The sequence below is a fragment of the Microbacterium sp. 22296 genome, assembly GCF_052045385.1.
Lineage (GTDB): Bacteria > Actinomycetota > Actinomycetes > Actinomycetales > Microbacteriaceae > Microbacterium.
Window position 1 is genome coordinate 341,116 of sequence record NZ_JBQEOS010000003.1, and the last position, 17,710, is coordinate 358,825.

Below are 17,710 nucleotides of genomic sequence, written 5' to 3' on the forward strand. Positions count from 1 at the left end.
CCCGCCCCGCCGCTGCGCCCCGACTGGCATCGCCGCGAGGATGAGGGTAGGGGTAGAAGGATGAACGAGAATCGCCCCTCGGCATCCCCCTCCCCCCGTCTCGAGGTCGACGACGTCATCGTCGTCGACACGAAGCGCGTGCGCACAGCGATCGGCGGAACCGTCGTCGGCAACTTCATGGAGTGGTTCGACTTCGGGATCTACGGCTACCTCGCGTTGACCCTCACCGCGGTCTTCGCCTCGGACGTCCCCGACCCCTGGGGCCTGCTGGTCACCCTCCTCGGTTTCGCCATTTCCTTCCTCGTCCGTCCCTTCGGAGGCTTCGTCCTCGGCCCCCTCGGCGACCGCATCGGCCGGCAGAAGGTGCTCTTCCTCACGATGGCGATGATGGCCACCGCGACCGCTCTCATCGGCATCCTGCCCACGTCCGCGCAGATCGGGCTGTGGGCGATCGTGCCGCTGTATCTGCTGAAGATGGTGCAGGGCTTCTCCACCGGAGGGGAGTACGCGGGAGCGACCACCTACGTCTCGGAGTTCTCCCCCGACCGCCGTCGCGGCTTCTGGTCGTCGTGGCTGGACGTGGGCTCGTACGTCGGTTTCGCCGCGGGCGCGTCGGCCGTGGCGTTGACGACCGCGATCACCACCTCGATCTCGGGCGAGAACGCCATGGTCGAGTACGGCTGGCGCATCCCGTTCCTGCTCGCCATCCCGCTCGGCATCGTGGCCATCTATTTCCGCCTGCGTATCCCGGAGACCCCCGCGTTCGAGCAGTCCGGCACCCACGAGACCGACGCCGATGACCCGATGGCGCGCCAGAACCTGGTCGGTATCGTGCGTCATCACTGGCGCGCTCTGTTGATCGGCATCGCCCTGGTCGCCGCCACCAACACCGCCGGCTACGCGCTGACCAGCTACATGCCCACGTACCTCGAGAAAGAGGTGGGCGTCTCCAACATCGCCGCCGCCGTCGCGACGGTCCCGGTGCTGCTGGTGATGTCGGCGTCGCTCCCGCTGATCGGGCGCCTCAGCGACCGCATCGGCCGCAAGCCCGTCTATGCGATCGCCGCGGGGTCCGCGCTGGTCCTGCTGGTGCCGGCTTTCCTGATCATGCAGATCGGCGAACTCTGGGCGGTCATGATCGCGCTCTGCATGGCCGCGGTGCCGGTGGCCTTCTACGTGGCGATCTCGGCATCCGCGCTGCCCGCGCTGTTCCCCACCGCGTCGCGCTTCGGCGCCATGGCCGTGGCGTACAACGTCGCCGTGTCGCTGTTCGGCGGGACGACGCCCCTGTTCAGCCAGGCCCTGATCGACTGGACCGGCAACACCCTCATGCCCGCGTTCTACATCATGTTCTTCGCCGCCCTGGGGCTCGTCGCGCTGCTGTCGATGCGCGAGACCGCCCGGCGGCCGCTGCTCGGCTCGCTACCGACGGTGGAGACCCCCGCCGAGGCGGAGGCGGTCGTCGCGCGGCAGGATCGCGACCCGCTCATCGACACGTCGACGATGCCGCTGGCGACCCGTCGGTCCTGACACGATCCGGGCCCACGGCCCGCGTGCCCCCGAGCGACCCGCTCACCGCCGACGGCTGTTGCCGAACAACCCCCGGATGACGCCGGTGACGATCGACTTCGTCGCCCCGCGCCCGAGCAGACCGTCCAGCCCGGGGGCGGGGGCGCTCGCGCGCGACCGCGGTGCCGCCGTGGACCTCAGGATCCGCTCGTACTCCTGCTGCGCCTTCTTCTGCGCGGCGGCGTTCGCCTTGTCGATCGCGGCCTTCTGCTTGGCGTACTCGGCCTCGTCGGCGGCGGCCTTCTCCGCGCGTTCCTCCGCCTCGCGCGCCTCGGTCGCGGCCTGCATCCGCGCGCCGAGGATCTCCCGCGCCGACTCGCGGTCGATCGGTGTTCCGTAGGTGGCGAAGAGGGGGGATGCCGTCACGGCCGACGCCATCGCGTCGGCGGCGATCGGCGACATCGACGCCCGCGGCGCGAACATGCGGGTCCAGGCGACCGGGGTCGGCGCGCCGCGCTCGCTCATGACCGTGATGATCGCCTCCCCCGTCCCCAGCTCCTGCAGCACGCGCTCGAGGTCGTACCCGGAATCGGGGTAGGTGCGCACCGACGCGCGCAGCGCCTTGGCGTCGTCGGGGGTGAAGGCGCGCAGCGCGTGCTGCACGCGTGAGCCCAACTGCGCGAGCACGTCGCCGGGCACGTCCTTGGGCGTCTGCGTCACGAAGAACACGCCCACACCCTTCGAACGGATCAGGCGCACGGTCTGCGTGATCGCCGAGAGGAACGCCTTCGACGCGTCGCGGAAGAGCAGGTGCGCCTCGTCGAAGAAGAACACCAGCTTGGGCTTGTCGACGTCGCCCACCTCGGGCAGCACCTCGTAGAGCTCTGCCAGCAGGTACATCAAGAAGGTCGAGTACAGCTCCGGACGGGATGCCACGTTGGGCACCTCCAGCAGACTCACGATGCCGACGCCCTCGGCATCCGTCCGGAGGAACACGCGCACGTCGAGTTCGGGCTCGCCGAAGAACGACTCCGCCCCCGCCGCGGAGAAGGCGACCAGCTCCCGCAGGATCACCCCCGCGGTGGCGGCCGAGAGCCCGCCGATCCCCCTGAGCTCCGCCTTGCCCTCCTCGCCGGTGAGGTACGTCAGCACGGCGCGCAGGTCCGACAGGTCGACAAGGGCGAGGCCCTTCTCGTCGGCGTAGTGGAAGACGAGTCCGAGGCTCGACTCCTGGGTGGGGTTCAGGCCCAGCACCCTGCTGAGCAGCAGGGGCCCGAAGCCCGACACCGTCGCCCGCACCGGGATACCCGACCCCACGTCGTCGCCCAGCGCATAGAACTCGGTCGGGAACGCCCGCGGGGACCAGTCCTGTCCCAGGGCGGACGTGCGGGCGGCGAGCTTCTCGCTCGGGGTGCCGGGCGCGGCGACACCGGAGAGGTCGCCCTTGATGTCGGCGGCGAACACCGGCACACCGTTCTCCGACAGCTGTTCGGCGAGCAGCTGCAGCGTGCGCGTCTTGCCGGTGCCCGTCGCCCCGGCTACGAGGCCGTGACGGTTGACCATGGCGAGGGGGATGCGGACGGGAACGGATGCCACCGGCCCGCCGTTCATCAGCACACCGAGGTCCAGCGCCGCGGCACCCGCGGCATATCCGGCGGCGATGCCCGAGACCTGCGCCGGGGTGAGGGGAGCATCGGATGCCGCGGACGCATCCGGCGCCGACCCGGCCGGTGCCGCTGCCGTGGGCGTCGCCCCTTCGGCGCGGTCCGCATCGAGCGCCGGGCCTGATGTCGGGACGGCCTGATCCGTCGCGCGATCGCCGCCGCCCGCGGCACTGTCGCCCGCTGCCCCGGCACCCGCGGCGCCTTCGCCCGCTGCGCCGGCACCCGCGGCGCCTTCGCCCGCCGCCCCGGCGCCCGCCGCACGCACGCGCGCGGCTGCCGCTGCGGCCTCCGCCGCGGCGAGGTCGGCGCGCGCGCGGGCCAGACGCAGCTCGGCCTCGGCCGCCTCCGCCTCGGCTCTGAGTCGTGCCACCTCGGCATCCGCCGCGGAGGGAACGGGGGCTGCGTCGCCGGGCTCGCTCATGGGCGTCAGCCTACGGCGAGGTCGGCGCCTCGGCACCCGATCTTCGGGCGCGTCGAATCTTCAGCCTGTCCTCGTCACGTGCGCGCAGGCGCGAGAACACCGCCGCCAGCACGAGCGCGGCTCCGGCTCCCACCAGCGCCCCACCTATCGTGTCCGACAGCCAGTGCGCGTGCAGGTACGTCCGGCTGAACGCCATCAGCACGACCCAGGCGACGCCGACGATCCTCACCCACACGCGGGGGAAGAGCACCGCCGCGACCACGGCGATCGTCGCCGCGTTCGCCGTGTGCCCCGAGGGGAAGGAGCCGTAATCGCTCAGGATGAGGATGTCTTCCGGACGCGCCCGGCCGAAGGTCTGCTTGATCACTTGCACCAGCAGGGCACTGCCCACCGACGCCGCGAGGAAGTACACCGCCGACCATCGTCGTCGCGACAGGAAAAGCGCCGCAGCCCCCACGAGCGGCACGATCAGCACCGCGGTGAGATGGCCCCCCACGGTGTCCATCACGAGGGCGAACACGTATACCGGCTGCGAGGGGGCCGCGGCGAAGAGTTGGTTCCACCACACGTCGATCGCGAACGGGCTGGGTCCGCGGAAGAACACCCACGCCCCGAGTCCGCACGCGAGCGCGATGAGCACGACACCCATCACGGCACGCGAGCGCTGTGGACGCGTGTCGAGCACGGCCTCGATCGCGCTGTCGCCTGTCGACCTGTCATCCATCGACTCATGATGCCGTCTCGGGCGCCCCCCGCGGAATGGTCATACGCACGGGCGGACTCTCGCGACCGCTCTGCTACTGTTCGCCGCGGCACAGCGCCTGCCGACGCCGGATGCCGTGAACCGCCCTGTCGACGGGCCACGTGCGGTGCCGGCCCACCGTCCCCGCTGGACGGCGGGGCGTCTTCCGTACGACCGTCGCGCCTCAGGGTGCGAGACGCTCCACCGTCCGCGGACGCACGAGCGTCCACAGCGCGATCACGCCGATCACGGCGCAGCCGACCATCACCGATGCCATCGTCGTGGCGGTGATGCCCGACCCCGTCGCGAGCAGGCCGACGAGCGGCGAGATGACACCCGCGACGCCGAAGTTGGCGGCGCCGATGATCGACTGCGCCGTACCCGCCGCCTTGCCGTGCCGGTCGAGCGCGAGCACCTGCGCGCAGGGGAAGGTGAACCCGCACGCGGTCATGAAGAAGAAGAGGGGGATGATGGTGCCCCACAGGCCCAGTCCGAGCTGGTCGGTGAGCACGATCGCCCCACCCGCGAGCACCAGCACCGCGGTCGACACCGCGAGGACCCACTGCGGCCCGAAGCGGGCGGCGAGCCGCGAGGCCACCTGCACGCCCACGACCACGCCCACCGAGTTGACGGCGAACAGCACGCCGTACTGCTGCGGGTTGAAGCCGTACGTCACCTGGAACAGGAACGAGGATGCCGAAAGGTACGAGAACAGCCCGCTGAACGCCATCGCGCCGATGACGAGCACACCGATGAACACGCGGTCACGGAACACGCTGCCGTAGCGCTGCCAGACGGTCGTGGCACCCGGACCGCCGCGGCGAGCCGGCGGCAGGGTCTCGGGGATGAAGATGATGGCCGACACCAGCATCACGGCGCCGTAGATCGCGAGCACCACGAAGATGCCGCGCCAGTTCATCACCAGCAGCAGCGCCGAACCCGCCAACGGCGCGAGCACGGGAGCGACACCCGACACCATCGCCATGCGCGAGAGCATGACGACCAGGCGGCGGCCACCGAACAGGTCGCGGATGATGGCGGCGGCCACGACACCACCGGCGGCGGCGCCGGCGCCCATCAGCACGCGAGCGACCGAGAGGGTGCCGAGGGTCGGGGCGAGCGCGGCGAAGATGCTCGCGGCCACGTGCAGGGCGGTCACCGAGAGCAGGGGCAATCGCCGCCCGACCTTGTCGCTGAGCGGCCCGACGATCAGCTGCCCGAGGGCGAAGCCGATCATCGTGCCGGTCAGGGTGAGCTGGATCGCCGCGGCGGTCGTCTGGAAGTCGGCCTCGAGCACCGGGAACGCCGGCAGGTAGAGGTCGATCGTGAAGGGGCCGAGCGCGGTGAGCGCGCCGAGCAGCACGATGTACAGCACCCGCCGCGACGACGGGATGGCGTCGCCGGGATGCAGCACGATCGGCGCGGTGGCGGGGTTCTTGCCCAGGGTCCGGATGGCCCCGGTGGAGGCGTCGGCGGGGCGCGAGGGCGCGGTGGAGGGAGTGATCACGGGGTGGGGGGAGGTATCGAGCACGCGGTTGGTTTCGTTTCGTCACGCCGGACAGCCCGACGCTGTCGGGCTGAGAAAAGTGGGGGGATCATCGAACCTCGAATCGATTCGACCTCGTCATACTATCGCGACTCCCCCGCCCGCCACCATCCCGGCTCGGGGGTTCCTCCCAGGCCATCGGCCCATTCGCCCGAATAGGCTGGACGTGTCGGCGGACGCCGATGTGTCCCGCCCCGAAGAGAGACAGAACACAGCGCATGACCTCCCCCTCCGATAAGCGAGCGAGCGGCAACCCCGCCAAGCAGGCTCAGATCGACCTCACCGTCAAGCAGCAGCGCGAGCAGAAGCGCCAGGAGAAGCTGGCCGAGTACCAGAAGCAGGTGGCGCGTCGTAAGCGCGGCAAGCTCGTGTGGTGGGTCGTCGGCTCGGTGGCATCCATCGCCGTCATCGGACTGGTTGTGGCGTCCTTCGTGTTCGCCCCCGCCCCCGCGCCCAGCTACGAGGCGGGCAACTCCACGGGGCAGGAGATCAGCGGCGTAGAGACCTTCGAGAACCGCTCCGACCACGTGCAGGGCACGGTGACGTACGAGCAGAACCCGCCCGCCGGTGGGCCCCACAACCCCTACTGGCTCAACTGCGGCGTCTACACCGAGCCGCAGGCGAACGAGAACGCGGTGCACTCGATGGAGCACGGCGCCATCTGGGTCACCTACGACCCGGTCCGCGTCGACGAGGCCGGCATCGACGCCCTCAAGGCCGTCATGCCCTCGAGCTACGTCATCCTCTCGCCCTACTCCGGCATGGACACCGCCGTGGCCGTCAGCGGGTGGAACCACCAGCTCAAGGTCGACGACCCGGCCGACCCGCGCATCAAGGACTTCTTCACCGAGTTCTGGCGCAGCCAGAACGTCCCCGAGCCCAACGCCTCCTGCTCCGGCGCGATCAACGGCCCGGGCAAGGCCTGATGACCGACGACGCTCCGGCGGCGCGTCCCGCGGTCCGTTGGATCGTCGTCGCGGTCGTGGCCGTCGCGGTGGTGGCCGTGGCCTTCGCGATCGGACGCTTCACGGCGTTCGGCGCGACGGCCGCGCCCGCGCACCCGTCGGAGACCTCGGCCGACGCGGGCTTCGCTCGCGATATGCAGGTGCACCATACGCAGGCTGTGCTCATGGCGATGGAGATCTACCGCAAGACCGACGACGATGAGCTGCGCACCCTCTCGTACGACATCGCGACGGGCCAGTCCGGCCAGCGCGGCGAGATGTACGGATGGCTGGTCGAGTGGGGCCTCCCGCAGGCGTCGAGCCAGCCCCTCATGACGTGGATGGAGGCGTCGGGCGAGCACAGCCACGGCGACGCCGCGGCGCTCACGCAGGAGCAGCTTCTCGCCGAGATGGGAATGGCCTCGGATGCCGAGCTCGACGAGCTCCGCTCGCTCCAGGGCCAGCCCGCCGACTGCCTGTTCCTCTCCCTGATGATCCGCCACCACCAGGGAGCGATCCCCATGGCTCAGGCCGTCATCGAGCTCGGCGACGACGCGCGCGTGAAAGAAGTCGCCGGCACGATCGTCAGCGGCCAGTCCGCCGAGATCGACGCGATGCGCGACATCCAGTCGCGCCTCGGCTGCACCGCCTGATCCGCCGCCCCGCGCCATCGCGCCCCCGCCTCGTCGCGCCCCCGCGCCGTCGCGCCGTCGCGCCCCCGCCCTCTTCCGCTGAGAAACGCCCTCCCGCGGAGAACACGCCTCGTCCCGCCGTTCCTCCCCGCCCATCGCGTTTCTCACCGCCGAACGCATCGCGCCCCACCCGGCGCCCCCGCACCGTGGCGCCCCCGCGCCGTAGTGCCCTCGTGCTGCGGCGTCCCCGCCCTCATTCGCTGAGAAACGCCCTCCCGCCGAAGAAACGCCTCGCCCCGCCGTTTCTCCCCGCGCACCGCGTTTCTCACCGCCGACTTAGCCACGCCACGCCACCACGCTCCGGCCGCACCACCCCCGCGCCACCGCCGTCCCGGACATGACGACGGGGCGCGGCATCCACCCGGATGCCGCGCCCCTCGCGTGAGGATCGGACCTCAGCCCTTCGTCGCGCCCGCCAGCAGGCCGCGCACGAAGAAGCGCTGCAGCAGGAAGAACACGACCAGCGGCACGAGGATCGAGATGAACGTTCCCGCCGACTGCAGGAACCACTGATCGCCCCAGGTCCCCGACAACGAGTTCAGCGATTGCGTCAACGGAAGGGAGGACGATGGCGCGAAGATCGTCGCCACCAGCAGGTCGTTCCAGACCCAGATGAACTCCAGCACCGCGAACGAGGCCAGCGCGGGAGCCGCCAACGGCAGGATCAGGCGGAAGAAGATCTGACCGTGTCCCGCACCGTCGACGCGGGCGGCCTCGATGACCTCGGCGGGGATCTCGGCGATGAAGTTGTGCAGCAGGAAGATCGCCAGCGGCATCGCGAAGATCACGTGCGCGATCCACACGGTGGCGAAGCTGTGCTCGACACCCCGCAGGTCGAAGCCCGGGAAGATCGTCACCTCGTTGATCGTCAGTCCCCGCGAGAACAGGCTGAGCAGCGGCACGAGGGCCATCTGCAGCGGCACGATCTGCAGCGCGAAGATGAAGATGAAGAAGAAGTTCCGGCCCTTGAAGTCGATCCACGCGAAGGCGTACGCGATGAGCGACGCGACCGCGAGGGCGAACAGCACGACCGGGATCGTGATCGCCAGCGAGTTCAGGAACGACTGCGCCAGTGTCAGGGCGGTGCCGCCCGACGTGAGCGCGAGCCGGTAGTTCTCCAGCGTGAATGCCGGGTCGACGAAGACCGTCCACCATCCGGTGGACTGCGTGTCGGATCCGGGACGGAACGACGTGATGAACAGGCCGAAGGTCGGAATGGTCCAGAAGAACGCGATCGCGATGGCCGCGATCGTCGCCCCCTTCGAGGTCAGACGCTTACGCGCCATCGCCTCGTGCTTGCGCGTGTCGCGGGCGACCTGACGCGCCGAGCGGGTGTCGGATGTGGGCTCGAGCACCACGGTGGAGGTGGTCATCGCACTTCCCTCTGCTTCCGGATCTGGCGCACGTTGAAGATGATCAGCGGCAGCACGAAGACGAACAGCACGACCGCGAGCGCCGCGGAGTGCCCGTAGCTCTGGAACCGCTGCTGCTGGTTCACCATCTCGAAGGCGAGCACGGTCGAGTCGTTGCGCCCGCCGGTCATGACGGCGACGATGTCGTAGATCTTGAGCGCACCGATGGCGATCGTGGTGAGCACCACGATGAGCGACGAACGGATGCCGGGGACCGTGACGTTGATGAACCGCTCCCACGCGCTCGCTCCGTCGAGCTCGGCTGCCTCGTTCTGCTCCGGCGGGACGGCCTTGATGGCCGCCGACAGGATGACCATCGCCAGGCCCGTCTGACTCCAGATGAAGACCACCACGAGCAGGAGGGTGTTGATCAGCGGCGCCGCCGACAGCCACGAGATCGGCTGGCCGCCGAACGCGGTGACGATGGCGTTCAGGATGCCGAGCTGGTCGCCCTGGCGGAAGTCGTAGACGAACTTCCAGATGATGCCCGCGCCGACGAACGAGATGGCGAAGGGCATGAAGATGAGCACCTTCAGGTACTTCTCCCCCGCAGCCCGGTCGATGAAGACCGCGTAGGCGAGGCCGATCGCCGTGGCGATGGTCGGTGCGAGCAGCACCCAGATGAGGGTGTTGATGACCGACCAGAAACCCTCGGGGTTTGTGAACGTCCAGATGTAGTTCTCGAGGCCGACGAAGTTGTCGCCGGTCTTGTCGAAGAACGACTGGAAGAAGGTGGTGATCGCCGGGTACACCAGTCCGAGCAGGAGCAGGATCGCGGCGGGTGCCGCGAACAGGATGAGCTGGAACAGGTATCCCGCGCCCTGGCGGGAGCGGTAGTCGGCGTAGAACAGGATCGCGCCGAGGATGACGGCGATGCCCAGCACGTAAACGACGGCGTTCTGGTAGGGACGCAGCAGCATGAAGGCCAGCACGGGGATGGCGAAGCACGCCACCAGCCGCAGCCAGAAGTACCCCTTGCCCGACCGCGGCGCGTACTCGATGAGCAGCAGCAGGATGCCGACGACGGCACCGAAGGCGACGAGCACGAGCGGGATCTGCACGATCGGGTTGAGCCCGCCGAGCCAGATGAAGAAGCTGTTGAGCGAGAACCCGAGCGTGGTCGGCTTGGTCTCGGCCGGTGCCCGCGTGACCATGAAGAGGAAGAGGGCCACCACCAGGATGAGGCCCACGAGCACCACGAGCAGCGTGGTGCGGTGCGTGGTCGCGGAGCCGCGTGACGCGGGCTTCCCCCGGCCAGTCGGCGGTGGCGACGCCGTCGGCGTCTTCTCCGCGTTCTTGATATCGGTCATGACGTCCCTCCCGAACACGCCTTCGTGCTCATCGATGAGTGCCCGTGCGGTGCGTGGGGCGGATTATGAGTATGGACCGGATGGGCCGCCCGCACAGCGGGCGGCCCATCGATTCGTCGGTTCCGACTAGTTGTCGTAACCGGCCTGGATGTCGCTGAGCACCTGGTCGGTGGGGGTGCCGTCGATCCAGCTGACCATGCCCTTCCAGAAGGAGCCCGAACCGACGGTCGCCGGCATCAGGTCGGAGGCGTCGAAACGCAGGGTGGTGTTCGGGTCCTGCAGCGTCTTCATCGCCTCGGTGAGGAACTCGCTCGAAGCGAGCGAGGGGTCCGCGCCCTTGTTGGCGGAGATCACGCCGCCGAGCTTGACGCGGGCGTCGGCGAACTCGGGCGTCGACATGAACTCGACGACCTTCTGCACGCTCTCGTCCTCGGAGAAGGCCGCGACGAACTCGCCGCCGCCCTCGACTGCGAGCTCGCCCTCGGTGACACCGGGGGTCAGGAACGCGTACACGTCACCGTCGGGGGCGATGGTCGGGGTCTGACCGGCGGCGTTGGTCACCGTCAGGAAGTTGGCCGAGAGGAACGAGGCCTGGTGAGTCATCGGGCAGCTGCCGTCGGCCACCTTGGCGGCGACGTCGGCGAAGGCGGTCGAGTTGATGCTGCTGACGTCACCGAAACCGGCGTTGACGTACGACGGGTTGAGGAGGATGTCGCCCACGGCGTCGAAAGCCGCCTTGATCTGAGGGTCGGTGAACTTGACCTCGTTGGCGACCCACTGGTCGTACACGTCGGGGCCGGAGAGGCGCAGCACCATGTCCTCGACCCAGTCGGTGCCGGGCCAGCCGGACGCGGCGTCCGAGGCGAAGCCGGCGCACCACGGGGCGGCGCCGGTCTTCTGCTGGATGGTCGCGGTGAGGGTCATGAGCTCGTCGAGGGTCTTGGGGACCTCGACGCCCCACTCCTTGAACTTCGCCGGGGAGTACCAGACGTAGCCCTTGAGGTTGGCGAGCATCGGGGCGGCGTAGAAGGTGCCGTCCTCGGTGCCGTACGACTTCCAGTCCTCGCCCCAGTACTCGTCGACGTTCGACGAGACGGCGTCGGACGCTGCCTGCACCTCGCCGGTGCCGATGAGGGTCTTGAGCAGACCCGGCTGCGGAACGATCGCGATGTCGGGGGCGTCTCCACCCGACACCTTCGTCACGATGTTGCCCTCGAAGCTCTTGTCACCGGTGTACACGACCTTGATGCCGGTGTCCGCGGTGAACTGCTCGAAGCTCTGGTTCAGCGCGTCTGCTTCGGTACCGGTGATACCGCCGGAGATGCGGACCGTGGTCTCGCCCCCGCCCGATGCGCTCCCACCGCTGCTGTCGCCTTCGGCGCAGCCCGCGAGAGCGATCGCACCGACCGCCAGCAGCCCGACAGGCGCCAGCAGGCGAGTCCGCTGTGACATACCCATGTGGTCTCTCCTCTTTGAGTTCTGTGGTGCTCCGGATCCCGTCGGGAACCGATTCCAGGTAACCGTAGAGCCAATCCACAAGACTCGCAACCCGACGCACATCACGAACCGGTAACTAGCGGAATTGCGGCGAACTACGCACCTGACCAGAACAGGAACCGGTTCCACTTTCGGCCGATGTCGGATAATCTTCTTCGACGTCGACACGGACGTCGACACAGGACGAGGAAGACCACGCATGAGCGGAATCGCCGAGGTGGCGCGCCTGGCAGGCGTGTCCAAGTCGACCGCCAGCCGCGCCCTCACGGGTGGTGGCTACGTCTCCGACGGCACACGCCAACGCGTCGCCGATGCGGCGGCATCCCTGGGATACGTCCCCTCGACGAGTGCCGTGAGCCTGGCCACGGGCCGTACGCGGACGATCGCGCTGATCGTGCCGAAGGTGAACCGGTGGTACTTCGGTGCGATCGTCGAGGGCGTCGAGCGCACCCTCATCCCGCTCGGCTACGACGTCACCCTCTACGTCGCCGAACCCGGATCACGCGACCGGGAGAGCCTGTACTCGACCTACCTGGCGCGCAAGCGCTTCGACGGCATCATCGCAGTCGCGCTCGAGCCCGACGACGCCGATCTCGAGCGTCTCGCCAATATCGGAAAGCCCGTCGTCAGTATCGGAAACGCCCTCTCCGGCGTACCGACGCTCGGGCTCGACAACATCGCGATCACCCGCATCATCACGCAGCACCTGATCGCGCTGGGGCACACCGACATCGCCTTCGTCGGCAGCACTCCCCCGACCGACGCGCCCGCGAAAGACGTCGACGAGCGCTCCATCGGCTACCGCAACGCCATGAATGACAACGGCCTGGCCGTGCGCATCCGCAACGTCCCCTCCACCTTGACGATCACCGACGCGTACGCTGCGGCGGCGTCGTTCCTCGCCGACGCGGCCTCGCGTCCGACGGGCGTGGTCGCCGCGTGCGACGAGGTCGCGATCGGGGTGATCATCGCCGCACGACGCATGGGGATCTCGGTGCCGACCGAGCTCAGCGTGGTGGGCATCGACGGTCATGACTACGCCGAGATGTTCTCCCTCACCACGGTCGAACAGTTCCCCCTCGCGCAGGGCATCGAGGCGACCAGGATCCTCGTCTCGATGATCGAGGGCACGGGTGACGCTCCACGCCGCACCGAAGCCGATACGCGACTGGTCGTGCGCACCTCCACCGCTCCCCCGCGCTCCGCGTGAGACGGCGGGGATTCCGGATGCCACGGCCTCCGGGGCCATCCGCTCGCGTCGACGAGGGCCCCGGATGCCATGGCATCCGGGGCCCTCGTGCCGTTCCGCGTCAGTCGCTCTGGCGAACCGACCGGCGACGCGCGACCACGCCGAGCCCGAGCAGGGCGAGCGCGGCGAGTACACCGGCGCCCATCCAGCCCGTGTCGACGCCCGTGGTGGGGAGCGATCCAGCCTGGCCCGCGCCACCGCCCTGACCCGCGCCGCCGCCCTGGCCCGCACCGGAGCCCGAGCCGTCACCGCCGCCGAGAACTCCGACCTGCAGAGGCACCCGCACGCTCGTGCCGGTCGGCTGTGCCACCAGGCTGACGTCGAGCACGTCCGCCGCGTCGGCCGGAATGGCGAGCGCGACCGTCGACGTACCGGCTGCGACAGGGAACTCCGCGGTGTACGATCCCCACGACGCCGACAGCGAGGTGTTCTCCGGTGCGCCGAGCGAGGTCAGGTCGAGGTTCGAGACGGTGAGCGTCACGTCCCCTCCGGGCACGACCTCTGCCGGTACACCCGAGACCTGCACCGCGCGCGCGGTGAAGTCGGGCGTGAGACCCGGGTTGGCCTTCAGATAAGCGATCCAGCCGTCGCGGTCGATGAGGCCGGAGTCCCGCGTGTCCGCACCCTGGCCCAGCGCGGCGAACGCGTCGCCGCCCTGCAGAAGGAAGCTGAAGGAGCCGACACGGTACTGCGCCGCGGGGTCGACGGCCACCCCGTCGATCCAGATGCCGGTGATGCGCTGCCCCGCGCCCCGCGAGACGTCGTAGGTGACGCGGACGTTGTCCGAGACGCCGAGGGCCAGGTCGCGATCGCGACCGGCCGTGTCGCCCCACTGCTGCTCGAGCGCGAGCCGCAGCTGCTCCCCCGTCAGCGTCGTGGTCCAGAGGTTGTTGACGAACGGAAGCACCGCGTTGGCCTCCGCCAACGTGATGACCCCGTCCCCGCCGTAGAGCAGCTCGGCACGCAGACCGCCCGGATTCACCAGGGCGATTTCGGCGCCCCCGCGGAGGGGATCCGCGAGGGTGTCGCGCAGTGCGTCGGCGACCAGCCCACCCAGCGCGGACTGCTTGGAGCGGTCGTCTCGCTGTCCGCCGGTGTAGACGCCGTCGACGTAGGAGCCGCCGCGGAACGCCGTGGTGATGTCGGCGGTGACCGATCCGACCGGCTCGGCGCCGACGCGGTCGGCCTCGGCCCGGGCGAGCTTCACGATCTCGTCGACCGCCGCCACGCGCGGATAGGTTTCGATCAGTTCGGCGTCCAGCGCGGCGCTGTTGGCGGCCGTCTGCGCGGCGTCGTTCGGAACGGTGACCGCGGCGAGCCGGGGCACGTTCCGCGCCGAGGAATCCACGACGTCACCGTTCTCACGGTTCACGGTCAGCACGATCTCGCCGATGTTCTCGCCGTAGCTCCCGGTCTGCACGATCGGGCGGGTGCCCTCCGCGCCGGGGATCGGAGCGTTCCACGCGTATTTCTGGTGGGTGTGACCGGTGAAGATCGCATCGACCGCGGCATCCGTTTCGTTCACGATCTTCGCGAAGGCGCCACCGGCCGCGACCGCCTCCTCGATGGTCTCACCGGTGGAGTCGCCCTCGGCGGCGCCCTCGTGGTACTCGGCGACGATGACGTCGACCCGGTCCTCGATCTCGGCGACCACGCGGTTCACCTCGGTGACGGGCTCGCGGAACTCGATGCCCTCGATGCCGCCGGGCGAGACGAGCTGAGACGTCTCCTGCGTGACGGCGCCGATGACGCCCACGCGCACCCCGTCGACCTCGAAGATCGCGTACTCGTCGAGCAGCGGCTGCCCATCCTTGTAGACGTTCGCGGCGAGGTACGGGAAGTCCGCCCACGCGCTCACCTCGTCGACGAGCGCGTCGGCACCGCGGTCGAACTCGTGGTTGCCCGTGGCGGATGCCGCGAGCTCGAGCGCGTTGAGCACCTCGATGGTCGGCTCGTCGTCGAAGTACGCCGAGGCGAAGAGCGAAGCGCCGATGTTGTCGCCGTTGGACAGGAAGAGGGTGTTGTCCTCACCTGCCTCGGCGCGCAGCTTCTCGACCGTGCCGGCGAACTTCACAGTGTTGGCGTCGATACGGCCGTGGAAGTCGTTGATGCCGAGCAGGGTGATGTCGGTGGTCTCGGGGCCGAGGTCGAGCCCCACGATCACCGGGTCGTGATCGCTGGAGCGGTAGGGCGAGGCCTCGTAGAAGTTCAGCACGTTGTAGTTGAAGCGGCTGTACTCCAGAGCCAGCGCCTCGACGGCGTTGATGTTCCAGATGTCGGTGCCGGTGACCAGCTCACGCGCCGACGGCGACGCCAGCACGTGGTCGAGCGATCCGGACTGGCCGCTGAACGAGTAGGAGTACTCGCCCGTTCCGGCCTCGAGCGGTTCGAAGCCGTACTCGCGCAGCTTCAGGATCGGGTCCTCCTGCGTGTAGGCGTTGAAGTCGCCGAGCAGGAACACGTCGTCGGTGCCGACCTCGGCCGCGCGGGCGGCGGCGAACTTCCCGAGGGCGTCCGCCTGACGGACGCGGTCCCCGTTGAAGGCTCCCTGGATGCCGTTGGCGTTGTCACCGGTGGCCGCGGGGCGGCTGTCGCCCTTGGACTTGAAGTGATTCACGATCGCCAGGATCTTGGCATCCGGTGAGGAGACCGGAGCGAACGCCTGCGCGAGCGGCTGACGGGCGTTGCGGAACGCCGGGTCGTCGAGGATGACGCTCTCACCCGACGGCGCGACCACGGCCTTCTTGTAGATGAAGGCGGTGCGGATGACGTCCTCGGATGCCGGGAGCACGGCGGGCGAGGGAACGAACGCCCACTGCGGCGAACCGAGCGCGGCGTTCAGAGCGTCGACGAGGGTCGACAACGCGGCATCCCGGCTCTCACCGAAGACGGCCGAGTTCTCGATCTCCTCGAGCGAGACGACGTCGGCTCCGAGCCCGTTGACGGCGGCGACGATCTTGGTCTGCTGGCGCTGGAGGTTCTCGGCATCGGCGGCGCCGCGTGGTCCCGGAGAGGGGCAGGTGTCCGCGGTGATGGGGTTGCCCTCGCGGTCCTTGTAGGTCGAGGTGCAGCCGACGCTCTCGGCGGTGGTGGTGAAGTAGTTCAGCACGTTGAAGCTCGAGATCTTCACGTTGCCGCCGACGGCCTCGGGGGCCGCGGTGCGGGTGTTCTCGAACGTCGCGGGCTGGACGGTGTCCTTGTTGTCGACGGTCAGCTGCTGCGTCGGCTGGAACTTCCACGCGTTGTTGCGGAAGTCGAGGATGACCGGCGTCTCGAACGACACGGGCGCACCCACGCGCACCGGCTCGGTGAGCGAGACGTACGGCAGCGGGATGCCCTTGTTAGCGTCGTTCAGGAAGTTGATCGACGCACCGTCGTCGAGCACGACCGCGCGTGCCTTGTTGTCGGCGACGGCCGCGACGTACTCCGGGCTGTCGGGGCGCGCCACGTCGGTGGGGGTGCGCAACGGCGTCCCGCCCGCGGCGAGACCCACCTCGGCGTACTGGTTGGTCGAGTAGGTGTTCGTGACGGTGAATTCGCCCTGCGGCTCGAGGAGCATGCCCTCGAACTTCTCGCGCTCTTCATCGGTCTTCGGCCACGAGATCTTCGCGGGCTGCACGGCGTCGGCCTGCTCCGTCAGGATGCCGACCGCAGCGCCGTCGGCGGTGATCTGCGTCTGGCCGGCGAACTCGGTCGCCGTACCCGTGACCTCGACGTGCTGGCCGATCGACACCTTCGCGGTGGCGTCGGAGCCGTAGACGAAGATGGCGTCGGAGGCGGTGTGGGTGGCCGGGTCGAGCTGGCCCCCCGTGCCGGGCGTCTGGATGTAGAACCCGTTGTATCCGCCCGTCGGGTAGGCGGCGGTCACGACGCCGCGCGTGGTGACCGTGGCACCGGCGAGGGGAGTCGTTGCTCCGGTGCCCTGGATGTCGCGGATGGGCGTGACCGCGCCGGGGGTGACCGTCGGCGCGGGCGTCGGCGTGACCGTCGGCGTCGCGGTGGGTGCGGGCGTTGCGGTGGGTGCGGGCGTCGGTGTGACCGCGCCTCCCGAGCCTTGCGGCGTCACCGAGGTGGTGTTGGTGAAGTCGAGGGAGTTGTCGTTCGTGTCGACGAAGCCCGTGCGCACGAGCGCATTCGCGGTGCCGTTCGGTCCATCGACCGTCGCCGCCCGCGTTTCGAAGCTGGCGGCTGCGCCGTAGCCGAGGAAGTCGACGACGCGGCCGTCGGCGACGGAACCCGCGGGTACCGCGACCGGCTCCGCGACGTTCGCGAGGAAGAGCTGGCCCGTGGTGCCCGAGGGGTTCAGACCCGCGCTCGTGATGTCGGCGGTGGGGAGGTCGGCACCGTTGGCGCCGTTGCCCGGGAGTCCGATCAGGTAGTAGCCGCCGGGGGCGATCGATCCGGTCAACGGCTGCGTGTTCGCGCCGGTCGGGGCGTCGGCGCTGCCGGCGGAGCGGTATTGCAGCGACCATCCGCTGAGGTCTTGCGCGGTGTCGCCGGCGTTGTACAGCTCGACGAACTTCTTGTTGAAGAACGCGTTGGCGCTCCCACCCTTCAGGTAGGCCTCGTTGATCACCACCCGGGGGCCGTCGGCCGCGAAGGCCGGAAGAGGAACGAGGGCGGAACCGAGAAGAGCGGCGCCGAGGGCGGCGCTCAGCGCGGTCGTGAAGCGGCGTGCGGGCACGCGCGACGAAGCGATGGGCATGAGACTCCTGGTACCGACG

11 protein-coding genes are annotated in these 17,710 nt (G+C 69.4%); 4 read left to right on the forward strand and 7 right to left on the reverse strand.

What is annotated here, in order from left to right:
- The first annotated feature begins 60 nt into the window (after positions 1-60).
- On the forward strand, positions 61-1,530 hold the full coding sequence (locus tag ACTJJP_RS08020; RefSeq protein WP_440774491.1) for an MFS transporter: 1,470 nt from the start codon (positions 61-63) through the stop codon (positions 1,528-1,530).
- Positions 1,531-1,572: 42 nt separating this feature from the next.
- On the opposite strand, the gene ACTJJP_RS08025 is transcribed toward ACTJJP_RS08020, so the two are convergent.
- The 3 genes from ACTJJP_RS08025 to ACTJJP_RS08035 all read right to left on the reverse strand — a co-directional run bounded on the left by ACTJJP_RS08025 (position 1,573) and on the right by ACTJJP_RS08035 (position 5,867).
- Positions 1,573-3,594 carry a helicase HerA-like domain-containing protein gene (locus ACTJJP_RS08025; RefSeq protein WP_440774492.1) on the reverse strand — a complete coding sequence of 674 codons (2,022 nt, stop codon included), beginning with the start codon at positions 3,592-3,594 and terminating at the stop codon, positions 1,573-1,575.
- Between the two features lie 10 nt (positions 3,595-3,604).
- Positions 3,605-4,318 (reverse strand): phosphatase PAP2 family protein, encoded by a 714-nt coding sequence (locus ACTJJP_RS08030; RefSeq protein WP_440774493.1) that lies wholly within the window; start codon positions 4,316-4,318, stop codon positions 3,605-3,607.
- A gap of 202 nt (positions 4,319-4,520) precedes the next feature.
- Positions 4,521-5,867, reverse strand: coding sequence for a multidrug effflux MFS transporter (locus ACTJJP_RS08035; protein ID WP_440774494.1), 1,347 nt, complete (start codon positions 5,865-5,867; stop codon positions 4,521-4,523).
- A 233-nt stretch (positions 5,868-6,100) separates the two neighbouring features.
- Here ACTJJP_RS08035 and ACTJJP_RS08040 point away from each other — a divergent pair, with 233 nt between their 5' ends.
- Together ACTJJP_RS08040 and ACTJJP_RS08045 are read left to right on the forward strand one after the other, a co-directional pair.
- The gene (locus ACTJJP_RS08040; protein ID WP_440774495.1) at positions 6,101-6,808 is read left to right on the forward strand and encodes a DUF3105 domain-containing protein; all 708 of its coding nucleotides are present in this window, start codon (positions 6,101-6,103) and stop codon (positions 6,806-6,808) included.
- Positions 6,808-7,479, forward strand: a complete 672-nt coding sequence (locus ACTJJP_RS08045) for a DUF305 domain-containing protein (RefSeq protein ID WP_440774496.1) — start codon at positions 6,808-6,810, stop codon at positions 7,477-7,479. The genes ACTJJP_RS08040 and ACTJJP_RS08045 overlap by 1 nt, the downstream gene beginning before the upstream one ends.
- Before the next feature lie 434 nt (positions 7,480-7,913).
- Here the strand turns inward: ACTJJP_RS08045 and ACTJJP_RS08050 are convergent, their stop codons facing one another.
- The 3 genes from ACTJJP_RS08050 to ACTJJP_RS08060 form a co-directional block, all read right to left on the reverse strand.
- The gene (locus ACTJJP_RS08050; protein WP_440774497.1) at positions 7,914-8,891 is read right to left on the reverse strand and encodes a carbohydrate ABC transporter permease; all 978 of its coding nucleotides are present in this window, start codon (positions 8,889-8,891) and stop codon (positions 7,914-7,916) included.
- Positions 8,888-10,240: a carbohydrate ABC transporter permease gene (locus ACTJJP_RS08055; RefSeq protein WP_440774498.1), complete on the reverse strand. Its 1,353-nt coding sequence runs from the start codon at positions 10,238-10,240 to the stop codon at positions 8,888-8,890. Before ACTJJP_RS08055 ends, ACTJJP_RS08050 begins: the two co-directional genes overlap by 4 nt.
- Before the next feature lie 126 nt (positions 10,241-10,366).
- The gene (locus tag ACTJJP_RS08060; RefSeq protein WP_440774499.1) at positions 10,367-11,698 is read right to left on the reverse strand and encodes an ABC transporter substrate-binding protein; all 1,332 of its coding nucleotides are present in this window, start codon (positions 11,696-11,698) and stop codon (positions 10,367-10,369) included.
- A 238-nt stretch (positions 11,699-11,936) separates the two neighbouring features.
- Here ACTJJP_RS08060 and ACTJJP_RS08065 point away from each other — a divergent pair, with 238 nt between their 5' ends.
- Positions 11,937-12,947, forward strand: a complete 1,011-nt coding sequence (locus tag ACTJJP_RS08065; protein WP_440774500.1) for a LacI family DNA-binding transcriptional regulator — start codon at positions 11,937-11,939, stop codon at positions 12,945-12,947.
- A gap of 100 nt (positions 12,948-13,047) precedes the next feature.
- Here the strand turns inward: ACTJJP_RS08065 and ACTJJP_RS08070 are convergent, their stop codons facing one another.
- Entirely contained in the window at positions 13,048-17,691 is a 4,644-nt protein-coding gene (locus ACTJJP_RS08070) for an ExeM/NucH family extracellular endonuclease (RefSeq protein WP_440774501.1), read from the reverse strand.
- Between the last annotated feature and the right edge of the window lie 19 nt (positions 17,692-17,710).

Excerpts from the sequence above, each read along its gene's own strand:
- ACTJJP_RS08020 (WP_440774491.1), top strand. The coding sequence starts at position 61 with ATGAACGAGAATCGCCCCTCGGCATCCCCCTCCCCCCGTCTCGAGGTC.
- ACTJJP_RS08025 (WP_440774492.1), bottom strand. The coding sequence starts at position 3,594 with ATGAGCGAGCCCGGCGACGCAGCCCCCGTTCCCTCCGCGGCGGATGCC.
- ACTJJP_RS08030 (WP_440774493.1), bottom strand. The coding sequence starts at position 4,318 with ATGGATGACAGGTCGACAGGCGACAGCGCGATCGAGGCCGTGCTCGAC.
- ACTJJP_RS08040 (WP_440774495.1), top strand. The coding sequence starts at position 6,101 with ATGACCTCCCCCTCCGATAAGCGAGCGAGCGGCAACCCCGCCAAGCAG.
- ACTJJP_RS08045 (WP_440774496.1), top strand. The coding sequence starts at position 6,808 with ATGACCGACGACGCTCCGGCGGCGCGTCCCGCGGTCCGTTGGATCGTC.
- ACTJJP_RS08050 (WP_440774497.1), bottom strand. The coding sequence starts at position 8,891 with ATGACCACCTCCACCGTGGTGCTCGAGCCCACATCCGACACCCGCTCG.
- ACTJJP_RS08055 (WP_440774498.1), bottom strand. The coding sequence starts at position 10,240 with ATGACCGATATCAAGAACGCGGAGAAGACGCCGACGGCGTCGCCACCG.
- ACTJJP_RS08060 (WP_440774499.1), bottom strand. The coding sequence starts at position 11,698 with ATGGGTATGTCACAGCGGACTCGCCTGCTGGCGCCTGTCGGGCTGCTG.
- ACTJJP_RS08065 (WP_440774500.1), top strand. The coding sequence starts at position 11,937 with ATGAGCGGAATCGCCGAGGTGGCGCGCCTGGCAGGCGTGTCCAAGTCG.
- ACTJJP_RS08070 (WP_440774501.1), bottom strand. The coding sequence starts at position 17,691 with ATGCCCATCGCTTCGTCGCGCGTGCCCGCACGCCGCTTCACGACCGCG.